The organism is Agrobacterium sp. 16-172Ci (genome assembly GCF_053522725.1).
Window position 1 is genome coordinate 80411 of sequence record NZ_JBNWBW010000014.1, and the last position, 13658, is coordinate 94068.

The following is a 13658-nucleotide window of genomic DNA, read 5'->3' on the forward strand; positions in this document are numbered from 1 at the left end:
GCGGCAAAGGGGATAATTATGCGGGTTCTACTTATTGAAGACGACAGCGCGACAGCGCAGAGCATTGAACTGATGCTCAAGTCGGAGAGCTTTAACGTCTACACGACCGACCTCGGTGAGGAAGGCGTGGACCTCGGCAAGCTCTATGATTACGACATTATTCTTCTCGACCTCAACCTGCCCGACATGTCGGGTTATGAGGTTCTGAGAACGCTTCGCCTCTCCAAGGTCAAGACGCCGATCCTCATCCTGTCCGGCATGGCCGGCATCGAGGACAAGGTTCGCGGTCTCGGCTTCGGCGCAGACGATTACATGACCAAGCCGTTCCACAAGGACGAGCTTGTTGCCCGCATTCACGCCATCGTCCGCCGTTCCAAGGGCCATGCACAGTCGGTCATCGCCACCGGCGAGCTGATCGTCAATCTCGATGCCAAGACGGTTGAAGTGGGCGGCCAGCGCGTTCACCTGACCGGCAAGGAATATCAGATGCTCGAGCTGCTTTCGCTGCGCAAGGGCACGACGCTGACCAAGGAAATGTTCCTGAACCACCTCTATGGCGGCATGGACGAGCCGGAACTGAAGATCATCGACGTCTTCATCTGCAAGCTGCGCAAGAAGCTCGCAAACGCCGCCGGCGGCGCAAACTACATCGAAACCGTCTGGGGCCGCGGCTATGTTCTGCGCGAGCCGGATGGCGCGACGGAATTCCTCGAAACCGCCTGATCCATTCCGGAACAGGACAGTTTTTAAAAGACCCGCTGGAAACGGCGGGTTTTTTGTTGCGATTTGAAGATTTATTCTCCCTCATTTCTGTGCTTGTCACAGGAATGAGGGAAGAAAACCTGGCTACGCACCGCCAAGGGACAACGGCAGATGAACCACCCTATCCCCACCCTCAGGACCGAACGCCTGACGCTGCGCCCGCTGATGATCCCAGACTTTCCCGCCTATCGGGACTTCATGGCGTCGCCACGCTCCATCGGTGTCGGCGGTCCTTACGACCTGCCCTCGACATGGGGCGTGTTCTGCCACGATCAGGCTAACTGGTACTTTTTCGGCCATGGCGCACTGATGATCGAGCTTGGCGAAACGGGACAATGTGTCGGCCAGGTCGGCATCAATCACGGTCCGCTGTTTCCGGAAAAGGAACTGGGCTGGCTGCTTTACGAAGGCCATGAAGGGCGCGGTTATGCGGCGGAAGCCGCCTCGGCGCTGCGCGACTGGGCCTTCAAGACCCTGAACCTGCCCACGCTTGTCAGCTACGTCTCGCCGCAGAACCGCAAATCCGCGGCCGTCGCCGAACGAATCGGCGGCAGGCTCGACCCGGCGGCACCCCGTTCCGATCCCGAAGACCTCGTTTATCGGCACCATCCGGCCACGAGGCTTCCGGAAAACCCGACCTAGCGCATCTCCGCTTTCAGAAAGCCGAGGATTGCCTGCGCGATCTGCGCATGGATGGCCGCGCGGTCCCTACCGCCGCCATCCCGGCAGACGAAACCTTCGCCCGGTGAAAGCTCCTCCACGATCTTTTCGCCGTTCGGCCTACAAATCTGCATAAAGCTGAAATGGCTGGCATCCGGTATCTCCCGATAAACGGTCGTCGCCTTTGGCAGATGCCGGGCGATATAGTCGGAATCGGCCTTGATGGCGGCGATCTCCGGTGTTTCCACACCCGCGGCCAGAATGAGAACCGGCACGCCGACGGCTTGCAGCGTCTCGGGCAGGAAACCGGCGGCCGGCCCGAGATCGAGCGCAATGGCGGCGCGGATGCGGGTATCCTTCAAATCCATCGAAAGCCGCGGATCGGCCCTGCCGTCACCGACAACCCCGACTTTGGCGAGCAGCCGCGGAGCCTTGCATTGCGGCGGGCGCTTCTCCCCGCGGCAATCCTTCAGGGCAAGATCGGCGCTGTATCGCGCGCCAACCAGCTCGATTGCGGTCCAGCCGCCGAGGGAATGGCCGATTACGGCGATGCGCGTCGCGTCGATCCTGCCGGCGAATCGGTCATCGTCGAGCAATGCGGTCAGCGTTCTGCTGATGTCGCGCGGCCGTTCCCACAATGGAACGATCTCAGCCGCATTTTCTTCGGTGAACGATTCGCCGCCGTGATCCGGGGCGGCCACGACATAACCTTCCCGAACAAGCTCACCGGCAATCCAGTTCAGATTGCGCCAGCTTCCACCGAAACCGTGCGACAGCAATATGAGAGGGCGCGAGCCGTCAAGAAGGGAAGCGCCCGGTTGAACCTCAAGACCGTAAAAGGCGGCATTTTCGCCGACGATCTCGCTTTTGCCCGACGGCGCGGCCGGGTACCACAATGAAACGGCTAGCCTTCTCGAACCGGCCTCATCCGGCAATTCGATCTGTTTAAAACCGATGCCGCTTTCCGCCGCTGAGGACTGGACAGTGGAAAAAATGACGATGACCGCCGCAAGAAGATAGCGCATGGGATGCTCCGGAGTTGATATGGACCAACTCCTGGTTCAATCCGCCGCCCGCCGAGACCTCAAACAGGTTTCAGGTCGTCCTGAAACGCGATTGGAGACAGCAACACCGTGTGCTTGAGAAAGCCGCGTTCAGAAATGCTCTAGATATCAACGATCCGCTCGAAAAGCCGAACGGGACTGTCGCGGAACGTCGTATCGCGAAATGGCCGGAAACCGAATCGGGCGGCTATGGCCAGCGACGGGCTGTTGAGCGGATTGATCATGCAGACGGTCCGCTGGGAAATCCCGCGGCCATCGAACCATCGCAGCGCCGCCTCCACCGCCTCTGTCGCGACACCCTTGCCCACCAGCGCCCCGTCGATTTTCCACATCGCCTCGGGCACGCCGTCGAAATCCTCACCGTTACCACGGCGCATATGGGCAAAGCCCACCTCGCCCACGATGCGCCCCGTGGCAAGCTCTTCCACCACAAAGGGGCCGAAGCCGAACGCGGACCAATGGCCCAGAAAACGCAAAAGCCGGGCGAAGGCGAGTTCCGGGTCCAGCGGCGCAATCGATACGACCCCTTCGATCTGCGGAACATCCGCGCCCCAGAAGGCGCGATAGAGCGCTTCATCCGCGATGGCATGCGGCCGCAGGACAAGGCGAGCGGTTGTCAGACGTGTCATGAACATGCTCCCCAAACGAAAAAGGCCGGCGCGTCGGCAGACGCAGCCCCGGCCCTTTCACAAATTCAGATCGGCGATTGAACGGTCACTCGGCAACCGTCTTGGCGGTAAACACGATGCGGTCGTCATGCACCTTGTATTCCACCGCCATATTGGCCTCCTCGGCCAGAAGCAGCGTGTAATAGGGCTGAACGGAATGGGCATCGACCGCCTCTTCCAGCCTGCCCTCGTAAATTTCCACGAACTTGGCCGGCACGCGCATCATCCGGCCCTTGACGGTGATTTCGAACCTGGCGTCGCCGTCGGGGCTTTCCAGCAGCACATCCACATTGCCGCCGCGCGGAATGGCGCCATAAGCCACGAGGAAGAGATTGAGCAGAAGTTTGACACGATTCTTCGCAACGATGGCGCGCGGGCCGTTCCAGCTCACCTCCGCCTTCTTTTCAGCGGCGGCGAAATCCTGGGCGGCTTTTTCGGCCTCGCCGGTGTCGATGGACGCGCCGGCGGAGCCGGAAGCGCCGAAAGCAAGGCGGGCGAACTTCAGCCGCACGGATGCGTTAAGGGCTGACGTGCGGATGAGATCGAGCGCATCGTCATCCGTGCCGCCCTCGTCCAGGAGTTCGAGGCCGTTATTGATGGCGCCGACAGGAGAAATCACATCATGGCACACACGGCTGCACAGAAGAGCCGCCAGATCGGGACCGGACAGCGTGATATTGAGTTTGCTGGTCATAAAATTCTCTCCTGCGCAAGGGAGGCGCGGACGGTGTGGAAATTGTTAAGCCATAATGACACCATATTTGGTAAACCGATTGTTAATAGGATGGTTTCAAAATGCCAAATGCCTTAACAGGCCACACTGGAGCCCCGTGTATCCGCAAGGATGCGCGAAACATGCTGTAGAACTTTGACTCTGGGCATCGGCCCTTTCGAAAACCGATTCGGATTTTCGAACCGATGCGCTAACGAAACAGACGGACGGACATGACGATGCGCCTTACGAAAACCCGCACCATTGCACGCCTCGGACTGGGAAAGATTGTCGCGCTCCTTGCGAGCCTCCTGATATGGGTCGCACCGGCCGCGGCCCAGAACAGCGATCAATATTCTTTCCAGGAAGTCGTGGATGCAGGCCACGGATTCTTCGGTGAAACCACCGGCGGCCTTGCCAAGGTGGTGGAGCGCGCCTTCCAGCAATACGGTCTTCCAAACGGTTACATTCTGGGCCAGGAAGGCTCCGGCGCCTTCGTCGCGGGCCTCACCTATGGCGAAGGCACGCTTTACACCAAGAATGCCGGCCAGCACCCCGTCTTCTGGCAGGGCCCCTCCCTCGGCCTCGATTATGGCGGCCAGGGCACCCGCGCCATGATGCTGGTCTACAACCTGCCCTCCGTCGATGCGCTTTACCGCCGTTACGGCGGTGTGAGCGGCTCCGCGTTCATCGTCGCCGGCGTCGGCATGACCTATCTGAAGAGCAGCGACGTAACGCTTGCCCCCATCCGCACCGGCATCGGCGCGCGCCTCGGCATCAATGTCGGTTACCTGAAGCTCACCCAGCAGCCGACCTGGAACCCCTTCTGATAAGACGGGACGGTGCGGCATCTTTCTTCTCCCCGCCGGGGAGAAGGTGGCCCGAAGGGTCGGATGAGGGGGCAACGTTGCCGTATCTCACTACCCTTTCCCCCTCATCCCGCTGCCGCGGACTTCTCCCCCTCGGGGAGAAGAAACAAGTGGCGCCGACACCGCCTGTGCAATTGCCGGGAGCCCCCTCCCCACGGTTGCAATAATAGCGTAACGTGCTTTCGCGCCCCTCTTTCCGAATGCGCGCGCATCTGAGTTTCGGAGACTGTCCCGCGTGATCGAATATGCCATTCTCTTCGGATTGGGTTTTCTCACCGCAACCCTGCTGGCCCTGTTGATCGCACCCGCGATCCACCGCCGCATCGTCGCCTATACGGAAAACCGCATACGCGCGACGATGCCCATCAGCCCGCAGGAAGTGCGCGCCCAGAAGGACATGGCGCGTGCGCTCTACGCCGCCGAAAACGCCAAGGTCCGCCAGGAACTGGATACGGAACGGGAAAAGAACACCTCGCTGCGCCTCGCCAACGAAGCCGCTTCCAGCGATGCCTATCGCCTTGGCGAGCAGAACCGCAGCTTCTCCCTGAAAATCGAGGAGCTGACGCTGGAAATCGGCGAATTGCGCGCAGCGCTTGATGCCGCCGAAGAACACGCCGGCATCATACAGGCGAACCTCGCACAGCAGGAGCAGGCCGCCAACGAGCGCGCCAGCCAGATGTCCGATCTCACCGCCCGCCTCACCAATCTGACGCGCGAGCTGGATGATTCGAAAATCCTCGCCGCCACCCGCGATCTGGAAGCTGAGCAGGCCAAGCAGAGCGCCACGCGTTTCCGCAAGGAAGGCGAGACCGCCACCCGCGAATTGCAGGATGTGGCCGCCCGCAACAAGGAAGCGATGACGGCGGTTGCGCGCGAAAGCCGCAAGGTCACCCGGCTGGAGGAACAGGTCGCTACGCTCATGGCGAAAAATGCCGATCTCGACACGATGCTGACGCTGCGCAACCAGGAAGTCGCCCGCCTCAAGGAACAGCTTGCCGCAACCGGCGGCCGCGCCAACGACATGATCATTCGCCTGCCGAACCCGGCCGTGCCGGTCGAGAAAACGACTAGCCCATCGCAACCGCCGGCACCTGCCCCCGCCGCCGCGCTTGAAACCGCACCCGCCGCCGAAGAAGAGGCGGCACCGGCGATGGCCGCAGCGGAGCCAGCCCCCCCGGTCGTGACGGAGCCAGCGGCGTCGCAAGGTCTGGAGCAGGAAATCGAGGATATCCGCAATCAGGGCACCGCGCTCACCGAACGCCTGCTGAACGTGCGCGGCACCGGCAATGACGAACCCATCCGCCGCGAAATCGCAAGGATCGCCGCCGAGATGATCGCGCTCACCGCCGCACAGGAGGGCGAAAAATCGCCCATCCCGGCGCTACTCGCCAAGGCCTCCGGCTCATCTGGGCGGGAGAGCCTTGCGAAGCGGGCAAAGGTGGTAATGGAGAAGCGGGAACATTAGGCCCTCAACGGGTGTGGTTGTACCTCGCGTTGAGTGTGCGGCTTACCCCCCTCTGCCCTGCCGGGCATCTCCCCCTCAAGGGGGGAGATCGGCAGGAGGCAGTTGCATCGCTCCATTCGCAAACATTGACATGGGCGAGACCTAACCACGAGTCGATCTCCCCCCTTGAGGGGGAGATGTCCGGCAGGACAGAGGGGGGTGAGCCGCATATGCTGCGGAAACCCCTAAACCCGCCCCATAACCCCCGCCATCTGATAAAGCGCCAGCCCCGAAGCCGTCCCCGCATTCAGGCTATCCAGCTGCGGCGACTGCGCAATCCGCGCCGTATGAAACCGCGAGAGCACCGATTGCGGCAGCCCCTCGCCTTCCGTGCCGATCACCAGCGCCATGCGCTCGGACCGGGGAATATAGCGTATCTCCGTCTCGCCATTCGGAGACAGGCTCCAGATCGCAAAACCGGCCTCGGAAAGCCGTTCCAGCATCTCCACCGCCCCGCCGCCGCGATGCCAGGGAACCGAAAGCACCGAGCCGACGGAAACGCGCAGCGCCTTGCGATAAAGCGGGTCGCATGAGGTCTCGTCCAGCAGCACCGCATCGGCATAAAACGCCGCCGCATTGCGAAACATCGCCCCGAGATTGTCGTGATTGGAAATACCGCAGCCAACGAGTACCAGAGACGACGCAGGAAGTGCCGCCGTCATCTCTTCCAGTCCGCGATCCTGAACCCGCCGCCCGAGCGCCAGAATGCCGCGATGCAGGTGGAACCCGACGATGCCATCCAGCACCGGCGCTTCCGCTACATAAACCGGCACATCCGGCGGGAAATCGGCAAGGATATCCGCGACGCCCGAAAGCCGGTTTCTGAGGATGAGGATGCTCTCGGCCGCAAAGGCGCCGCCCGCTTTATGGGCGGCGGCCAGCATGCGCAGCACCACCGTTCCTTCGGCAATGAAGCGGCCCTGACGCCCGGTCAGGTCGCGCTCGCGAATATCGCGAAACGCGGCGATGCGCGGATCGGCCGGGTCGTCGACCGGGATCAGCGCGCGCCCGTCCAGCAGCGTATTGGCCTCACTGGCCATCGACCGTCACATCGGCGAGGAACCGGCCGGCCGCGACGTTGAAGACCAGCGCCTTGCGGGTGCCGTTGGCGAGCCGCCCGTAAAACAGCATGTCGCCGCCGGAATAACTGACATTATCGATGACGAAGCCCTGCGGCAGGCTGGCGGTGACGGCAACCGGCCCGTTGCCGGTGGGAACGGCGAGGTTCGGCGCTTCCGTCTGCGTCTGAACCGCCTTCGACGGCCCCATCGCCTTGTAGACAACCGCACCGAAGACGGCCATAAGGCTGATAAACATCACGGAGCCCGACACGATCTGCAAACGGATCATCTTGCGGCGAACTTTTTCCATGGCCGGATCAAGCGGCTTGTCTTCCTGTTCGTCTTGCTCGATCTGCGTCATCGGGTTCCCTGAAATGCTGATGGATCGGAAAAATAAGAATGAACGACCCCTTTAAACAAGGCGGAGACGCAAGGAAAGTCCTGATTGCCGGGGAAGACGCCGAAGGCCGCCTCGATTCCTGGCTGGCAGGCGAAGTGGGCGGCGACTTCTCCCGCAGCCGCCTGAAGGCGCTGATCGAACAGGGCGCGGTCTCCATCAACGGCCAGCCGGTGACGGAACCGAAAAAGAAGGTGCATCCCAAGGATCGCATCGAAATCGTCATGCCAGAACCGGAAGACCCGGAACCCAAGGGCGAGGACATTCCGCTCGACGTGGAATATGAGGATGAAGACCTGATCGTGCTCATCAAGCCCGCCGGTCTCGTCGTGCATCCGGGCGCCGGCAACTGGACCGGCACGCTGGTCAACGCCCTCATCCACCATTGCGGCGACAGCCTCTCCGGCATTGGCGGCGTCAGGCGCCCCGGCATCGTGCACCGGCTGGACAAGGAAACCTCCGGCGTCATGGTCGTGGCGAAGAACGACAATGCCCACCGCCATCTCGCCGCACAATTTGCCGACCATGGCCGCACCGGGCCGCTGGAGCGCGCCTACAAGGCCGTTGTCTGGGGCCGCCCGCGCACCCTGCGCGGCACCATCGACGCAGCACTGGGCCGCAGCGCCGACCGCACCAAACGCGCCGTCAAGCACGAGGATTCGGACGATGCCCGCGAGGCGATCACCCATTACGAGGTGATGGAGCGTTACCATGAGCGGCCGGACGCCACCTGCCTCGCCTCCATGGTGGAATGCCGGCTGGAAACCGGCCGCACCCACCAGATCCGCGTTCACATGGCCCATATCGGCCATCCGCTAATCGGCGATCCCGAATATGGCGCGGCCTTCCGCACCAAGGCGAACCTTCTCGAAGAACCGGCAAAGAGCACCGTCCGCGGCTTTCCGCGCCAGGCCCTGCATGCCTATCTGCTCGCTTTCGAACATCCGCGCACCGGCGAGGTGATGGAATTCGAAACCGACCTGCCGGATGACATGGAAGCGCTGACCGCCGCATTGCGTGGCTGAAAACCTGCATGGCGCGGTCAAAAAAACTGCGCCATGCATTTTACCGGAAGCCCCGGATAATAAAAAAAGATTAGCGGATAGCGATATTCCGCAGTCGGTCCTTTTTATAGACCGCCCCAATTTCGCTTCAATCGTCACACCTCCTCGGCCCCGCAAAGCCTGAAATCGCCGCCATTAAACCGTGGCGATTTCAAGCCTGCCAAATAAAGCCGCAGGGACGCCATTCGTTCGATCCGCCCCCGAACGGAACCGGCATGATGACGGGATCTATCGCATGAATATCGAAGACCGCCGGTTTATCTTTCAGGAGTTGCGCAGCGTCGAAGGTTATATCGACCCGCCCGATGCGCTTGTCTTCAAGGCGCTGTTGCAGGCCCAGACGAAAAGCGGCCTCCATGGCGGCATGGCGGAAATCGGCGTTTATTACGGCCGCTCCTATTTCCTGCTGCGCAAATTCGCCGGGAGGCAGGAAAAAGTGCTGGGCATCGATCTCTTCGATCTCGATCCGCCCGAAGATGGCAGCCTCGACCAATATGAACGCCTGATGGAAAACGGCCGTCGGCTGGGTTTCGCCATGGATGAGGACCTGATCATCAGGGGCGACAGCACGCAGCTGGCACCCGCCAACATTACCTCCCGCATCGGCCCCGCCCGCTTCTTCAGCATCGATGGCGGCCACAACCTGCACCACGTGCTGGCCGATGCGAAACTGGCGATGGAAGTGATCGCGCCGCATGGCGTCATCGTCTTCGACGACACTTTCAATCCCGCCTGGCCGGAAGTGACGGTGGGCGTCGCCGATTTCCTGCGCACCCATGGTCACAGCCTCGTCTGCTTCGGCATGACGAAATACAAAACCTATGTCTGCCGCCGGGAATTTCACGCAACCTACGCGAACGCGATTGCCGCCGATCCCGATCTGCAGGCGCTTGCCCATGTGGAGACGCAGTTCCTTGGCTCCAAGGTTGTGCGCCTGCACAATCCCATGCGCCGGCGGGTAATGTATGAGCTGATGGTGCGTTCCGGCCTTGGCGGTTTTTCGGAACGAATCTACCGTTCGAAAGTTAAACAGGTCAAAGAAGGTGTCACTGGAACATAACGCATGTGTGAACGCAGCGTTCGCTTGAAACGCGGCGCGCGCGTACATATCTGTCACATGGGTTCGTGCGGGGTCGGTAACGACCCGCAGCTTACGGTGTGCCTCCGGCGGGTTGATTGCCGATCAAAGAGGGTGCCGTTCCAGACCATAGATAAGGGGGTGCTTTATGGCCCGCAATAGTTTGCCTACGATTACAGCCGGCGAAGCCGGTCTCAACAGATATCTCGACGAAATCCGTAAATTTCCGATGCTGGAGCCGCAGGAAGAATACATGCTCGGCAAGCGTTATGCCGAGCATGGCGACCGCGACGCCGCGCATAAACTCGTCACCAGCCATCTGCGTCTCGTCGCCAAGATCGCCATGGGTTACCGCGGTTACGGCCTGCCCATCGGCGAAGTCGTCTCCGAAGGCAATGTCGGCCTGATGCAGGCGGTGAAGAAGTTCGATCCGGAGCGCGGTTTCCGCCTGGCCACCTATGCCATGTGGTGGATCAAGGCCTCGATCCAGGAATATATCCTGCGCTCGTGGTCGCTGGTGAAGATGGGCACGACCGCCAACCAGAAGCGTCTGTTCTTCAACCTGCGCCGTCTGAAGGGCCGCATCCAGGCCATCGACGATGGCGATCTGAAGCCGGAGCACGTCAAGGAAATCGCGACGAAGCTGCAGGTGTCGGAAGAAGAAGTCATCTCGATGAACCGCCGCCTGCATGGCGACGCATCGCTGAACGCGCCGATCAAGGCTTCCGAAGGTGAGTCCGGCCAATGGCAGGACTGGCTGGTAGACGACCATGACAGCCAGGAAGACGTGCTGATCGAGCAGGACGAACTGGAAACCCGCCGCCGCATGCTGGCGAAAGCCATGGGCGTGCTGAACGACCGCGAACGCCGCATCTTCGAAGCCCGCCGGCTTGCCGAAGACCCGGTGACGCTGGAGGAACTTTCCTCCGAGTTCGACATCAGCCGCGAACGCGTGCGCCAGATCGAGGTTCGCGCCTTCGAGAAGGTGCAGGAAGCGGTGCAGAAGGAAGCGCTGGAAGCTGCGCGCGCCTTGCGCGTGGTGGATGCTTAAGGCGACACGCGCCTGAGGCCAATGCGCTGACCACGAATCATCCTCGGCCTTTGGCCGGGGATTTTTTGTTTGTAAAAGGCAGGCGATGGCAAATGGCCTGTCTCTGAGACCCGCGATTGTTCTGGAGGAAAAACGTTAGGGCAAATATCCGCGCTTCGGAGTACGCCGCTTATCCCCCTCTGCCCTGCCAGGCATCTCCCCCACAAGGAGGGAGATTGGCAAGACGCTCTACCGCCGCTTCATCCTTGACCGTTGAGTTGGCCGCGACCTCGCGGCATATCGATCTCCCCACCTGTGGGGGAGATGCCCGGCAGGGCAGAGGGGGGTAAGCCACACCCACCAGCACCAACTAGCCCACCCATCACTCGTCGACGCAAAAACACCGCCGCAGCCATATAACGAAAAGGGCGGCCTGAGCCGCCCTTAAATCATCACTGCCCGGTCGCCGGCGTTGCCGCCGCCCATTCGCTGAGCGCCTTGTCGAAGGCGGCGATGCCGTCATTGCCCTTTTGCAGGGTCAGCAGCGCACGCCGGCCGTTGCGGTAGGAAACCGGAATGTCGATCCAGTTACGGCTCTTCAGAAGCTCGAGATTGGTCTTCATCGCATCCGGGAAGTCGTTGAGCGCGATCATGTGGAAATCGTCGGTGATCTTGGCCGGAACCGCGATCAGCGCGTTTCCGCGATCCTGCTCGGTGCTCTTCATCGCGATGCGCTGGACGCTGTCGATAGCGCCGCCTTCGAAGCCGGGCGAAACCGAGAAGACGATCTCGATCAGATGGCTGGCCGGCAGCGACGGGTCGGTATTGCGCTTGAAGGTGATCAGCGCGCTGAGGCCACGGCCGGGAACGGTGATCTGGCCCTGCACGGTCGGAGAAGGCTTGCCCTCACCGTCGTTTTCCTGCTGCAGCGACCAGGAAACACTGCCCTGAATGGCGGTCGGCACCGTCTGGCCCAGCACTTCCTCATAAAGGAACATGCGGTCGCCGGCAGCGGCGGCAGGCTGCTGCGCCGGCGGCGTGCCGGCAGGTGTTCCAGCGGGCGCACCGGCATTGTTGGCCGGAGCCTCGCCCGCAGGCGGCGGCGCGACATTCTGCTCATAGACCGACTGGCCTTCGGCGGTGACCGGCTGGCCGTTCGCACCGGCGGCAGGTCCCTCGTCACGCTCGGTGCCGTCGGCCAGAAGCCGCTGGGTGAACTTGGTGCCGGTGACGGAGCCGTCATCGCCATGGGTCGGGGCCTGATGGTTGGTCGGGGTTGTCGGCTGCTGCCCCGTGGCGGGCGGCTGCTGGGTCGCCGGCGGTGTCGAAGTCTGCGCCTCACCCGTGCCGTTCGAAGCAGTCTGGCTGGTGCCGCCGTTCTGTGCGGAACTGACCAGCCCGCCGACCATATCGTTCAGCGCATCACGGTTCATCCACACGGCATAACCGCCGCCGGCAAGCAGCGCCACGCCTACAAGAGCCAGCACCAGCGACGCATAATTGCGGCGCGGCTTCTTCTTGACCATATAGGCGGGCGTCGCGGCGGCAGCGCCCACGCCATTCGTTTCGCCCGAAGCCTGACGGGTGGAGGACGACGCGCCGTCATAACCGATCAGCTCGTCCAGATCGTCCCAGGGCGTGCGTTCCTTATTGTCCTTTGCCGCTGCCTGATCGCCGAAGAGATCGTTATCCGCGCGCGGCAGCGCCGGCGCGTCCTTGGCGGGAATGGCAATATCCGCATCCTGGAAATAGGACGAGAAATCCTCGACCACGGCCGCCTTTTTCGGAGGCTGCTCTTCCGGCTGGCGATGGTCGTCAAAATCGTGCCGGCCGCCAAACGCCGGAGCATGCTCCACGGCGGCGGGGCCGAAATGGTCGTCCGCCTCGCGCCGCTCATCCTTTTCGTAAGGGGCGGGCTCGAAACTTACTTCCGGCTCCTGGTAATGCTGCGCGGCATAACCGGCAACGAGCGGACGTTCGTCGGTCTCGTTGCGAACCTCTTCATATTCCTCGGCGGCAGGACGCACATCGTCGTCCTGCGCTTCATCGAGCTTGCGCCAGTCATCCTCATCCACCGGCTGCGCCCAATGGGAGGGAACGGAATCATCGGCAGCGCCGAGCGCCGTTTCAGGCTCCGGCTGGTGAGCGGGCTCTTCATCCGTCCGTGTGAAATAGGTGCCGACGGCTTCGTCGGAGGCGTGTGCCGGGGCGGGAGCGGCATGAACCGTTTCCGGCGCATCATAAAGCTCTTCCGGCGCGCGGTCGCCGTGATGCCGCTCCTCATCGGCAGCGGTGTCAGCGTGCCGGGGCTCTTCCTCTTCGGCCGCGTCTTCGTAAGCCGGCTCCGATTGCGCGGGTTCAGCGGATGCCGGCTCTTCGTAGGCCGGCTCGTGCCGCGCCTCTTCCCAGTCGGCATCCTCTGCCGGCTCGGCGGCGCGGGCCTCGTCTTCGTCGGCAGCATCCTGCTGGTAGTAGGATGCCGCCGTCTCTTCCGCAGCGGGAGAGACAGCGTCATCTTCCTCCAGCGCCGGAAGCGCCTCGGCATATTCGCTGTCCACCTCGGCTATGGCGGCGTCCAGCTTGGCGATCTGCCGGCGCAACAATTCTTCCGGCGGACGTGGCTTCATATTCTCGAGTTGGCGCACAACCGCACTGCGCGCCTTGTCGTAAACCTTCGCCCGGTTTTCGGGAGTATTGTTCGCCAAGCCATCCACGGCCTTGCGAATGACTGCTACAAAATCCGCCATAAGCACTTTCTCGTCGTGACCGGCGACGTACCGGCCCGATAT

At 62.0% G+C, this 13658-nt stretch carries 13 protein-coding genes; 7 read left to right on the forward strand and 6 right to left on the reverse strand.

The genetic code is table 11. The annotated features are described in order from the left end of the window. Positions 1-18: 18 nt before the first annotated feature. Complete coding sequence (ctrA, locus tag ACQZ40_RS14310; protein ID WP_003522926.1) at positions 19-723, forward strand: response regulator transcription factor CtrA; 705 nt, start codon at positions 19-21, stop codon at positions 721-723. A gap of 150 nt (positions 724-873) precedes the next feature. Continuing rightward, complete coding sequence (locus ACQZ40_RS14315) at positions 874-1404, forward strand: GNAT family N-acetyltransferase (protein ID WP_065655530.1); 531 nt, start codon at positions 874-876, stop codon at positions 1402-1404. On the opposite strand, the gene ACQZ40_RS14320 is transcribed toward ACQZ40_RS14315, so the two are convergent. The 3 genes from ACQZ40_RS14320 to chpT all read right to left on the reverse strand — a co-directional run bounded on the left by ACQZ40_RS14320 (position 1401) and on the right by chpT (position 3848). Further along, positions 1401-2447 carry an alpha/beta hydrolase family protein gene (locus ACQZ40_RS14320; protein WP_448748200.1) on the reverse strand — a complete coding sequence of 349 codons (1047 nt, stop codon included), beginning with the start codon at positions 2445-2447 and terminating at the stop codon, positions 1401-1403. The genes ACQZ40_RS14315 and ACQZ40_RS14320 overlap by 4 nt on opposite strands. A gap of 140 nt (positions 2448-2587) precedes the next feature. Continuing rightward, a complete protein-coding gene (locus ACQZ40_RS14325) occupies positions 2588-3115 on the reverse strand; it encodes a GNAT family N-acetyltransferase (protein ID WP_078051679.1) in 528 nt (175 codons plus the stop codon). 85 nt (positions 3116-3200) lie between these two features. After that, positions 3201-3848 carry a histidine phosphotransferase ChpT gene (gene chpT / locus ACQZ40_RS14330; protein WP_003522930.1) on the reverse strand — a complete coding sequence of 216 codons (648 nt, stop codon included), beginning with the start codon at positions 3846-3848 and terminating at the stop codon, positions 3201-3203. Between the two features lie 251 nt (positions 3849-4099). Here chpT and ACQZ40_RS14335 point away from each other — a divergent pair, with 251 nt between their 5' ends. Continuing rightward, a complete protein-coding gene (locus ACQZ40_RS14335; RefSeq protein ID WP_003522931.1) occupies positions 4100-4696 on the forward strand; it encodes a DUF1134 domain-containing protein in 597 nt (198 codons plus the stop codon). A 274-nt stretch (positions 4697-4970) separates the two neighbouring features. Then, positions 4971-6200 carry a hypothetical protein gene (locus tag ACQZ40_RS14340; RefSeq protein WP_065655533.1) on the forward strand — a complete coding sequence of 410 codons (1230 nt, stop codon included), beginning with the start codon at positions 4971-4973 and terminating at the stop codon, positions 6198-6200. Positions 6201-6424: 224 nt separating this feature from the next. Here ACQZ40_RS14340 and ACQZ40_RS14345 read toward each other — a convergent pair whose 3' ends face one another. Next, a complete protein-coding gene (locus ACQZ40_RS14345) occupies positions 6425-7279 on the reverse strand; it encodes a TrmH family RNA methyltransferase (RefSeq protein WP_448748201.1) in 855 nt (284 codons plus the stop codon). Beyond that, positions 7269-7661 carry a hypothetical protein gene (locus ACQZ40_RS14350; protein ID WP_065655535.1) on the reverse strand — a complete coding sequence of 131 codons (393 nt, stop codon included), beginning with the start codon at positions 7659-7661 and terminating at the stop codon, positions 7269-7271. The genes ACQZ40_RS14345 and ACQZ40_RS14350 overlap by 11 nt, the downstream gene beginning before the upstream one ends. A gap of 38 nt (positions 7662-7699) precedes the next feature. On the opposite strand from ACQZ40_RS14350, the gene ACQZ40_RS14355 reads away from it, so the two are divergent. The 3 genes from ACQZ40_RS14355 to rpoH all read left to right on the forward strand — a co-directional run bounded on the left by ACQZ40_RS14355 (position 7700) and on the right by rpoH (position 10890). Beyond that, positions 7700-8722: an RluA family pseudouridine synthase gene (locus ACQZ40_RS14355; protein ID WP_065655536.1), complete on the forward strand. Its 1023-nt coding sequence runs from the start codon at positions 7700-7702 to the stop codon at positions 8720-8722. 274 nt (positions 8723-8996) lie between these two features. Further along, the gene (locus ACQZ40_RS14360) at positions 8997-9821 is read left to right on the forward strand and encodes a class I SAM-dependent methyltransferase (protein WP_142845008.1); all 825 of its coding nucleotides are present in this window, start codon (positions 8997-8999) and stop codon (positions 9819-9821) included. Between the two features lie 166 nt (positions 9822-9987). Further along, positions 9988-10890, forward strand: a complete 903-nt coding sequence (rpoH, locus tag ACQZ40_RS14365; RefSeq protein ID WP_003522581.1) for an RNA polymerase sigma factor RpoH — start codon at positions 9988-9990, stop codon at positions 10888-10890. 431 nt (positions 10891-11321) lie between these two features. Here rpoH and ACQZ40_RS14370 read toward each other — a convergent pair whose 3' ends face one another. Further along, positions 11322-13616, reverse strand: a complete 2295-nt coding sequence (locus ACQZ40_RS14370; protein ID WP_448748202.1) for a hypothetical protein — start codon at positions 13614-13616, stop codon at positions 11322-11324. Positions 13617-13658: the final 42 nt, after the last annotated feature.

Coding starts and splice junctions, on each gene's coding strand:
- ctrA (WP_003522926.1), top strand. CDS start 19: ATGCGGGTTCTACTTATTGAAGACGACAGCGCGACAGCGCAGAGCATT.
- ACQZ40_RS14315 (WP_065655530.1), top strand. CDS start 874: ATGAACCACCCTATCCCCACCCTCAGGACCGAACGCCTGACGCTGCGC.
- ACQZ40_RS14320 (WP_448748200.1), bottom strand. CDS start 2,447: ATGCGCTATCTTCTTGCGGCGGTCATCGTCATTTTTTCCACTGTCCAG.
- ACQZ40_RS14325 (WP_078051679.1), bottom strand. CDS start 3,115: ATGACACGTCTGACAACCGCTCGCCTTGTCCTGCGGCCGCATGCCATC.
- chpT (WP_003522930.1), bottom strand. CDS start 3,848: ATGACCAGCAAACTCAATATCACGCTGTCCGGTCCCGATCTGGCGGCT.
- ACQZ40_RS14335 (WP_003522931.1), top strand. CDS start 4,100: ATGACGATGCGCCTTACGAAAACCCGCACCATTGCACGCCTCGGACTG.
- ACQZ40_RS14345 (WP_448748201.1), bottom strand. CDS start 7,279: ATGGCCAGTGAGGCCAATACGCTGCTGGACGGGCGCGCGCTGATCCCG.
- ACQZ40_RS14350 (WP_065655535.1), bottom strand. CDS start 7,661: ATGACGCAGATCGAGCAAGACGAACAGGAAGACAAGCCGCTTGATCCG.
- ACQZ40_RS14355 (WP_065655536.1), top strand. CDS start 7,700: ATGAACGACCCCTTTAAACAAGGCGGAGACGCAAGGAAAGTCCTGATT.
- ACQZ40_RS14360 (WP_142845008.1), top strand. CDS start 8,997: ATGAATATCGAAGACCGCCGGTTTATCTTTCAGGAGTTGCGCAGCGTC.
- rpoH (WP_003522581.1), top strand. CDS start 9,988: ATGGCCCGCAATAGTTTGCCTACGATTACAGCCGGCGAAGCCGGTCTC.
- ACQZ40_RS14370 (WP_448748202.1), bottom strand. CDS start 13,616: ATGGCGGATTTTGTAGCAGTCATTCGCAAGGCCGTGGATGGCTTGGCG.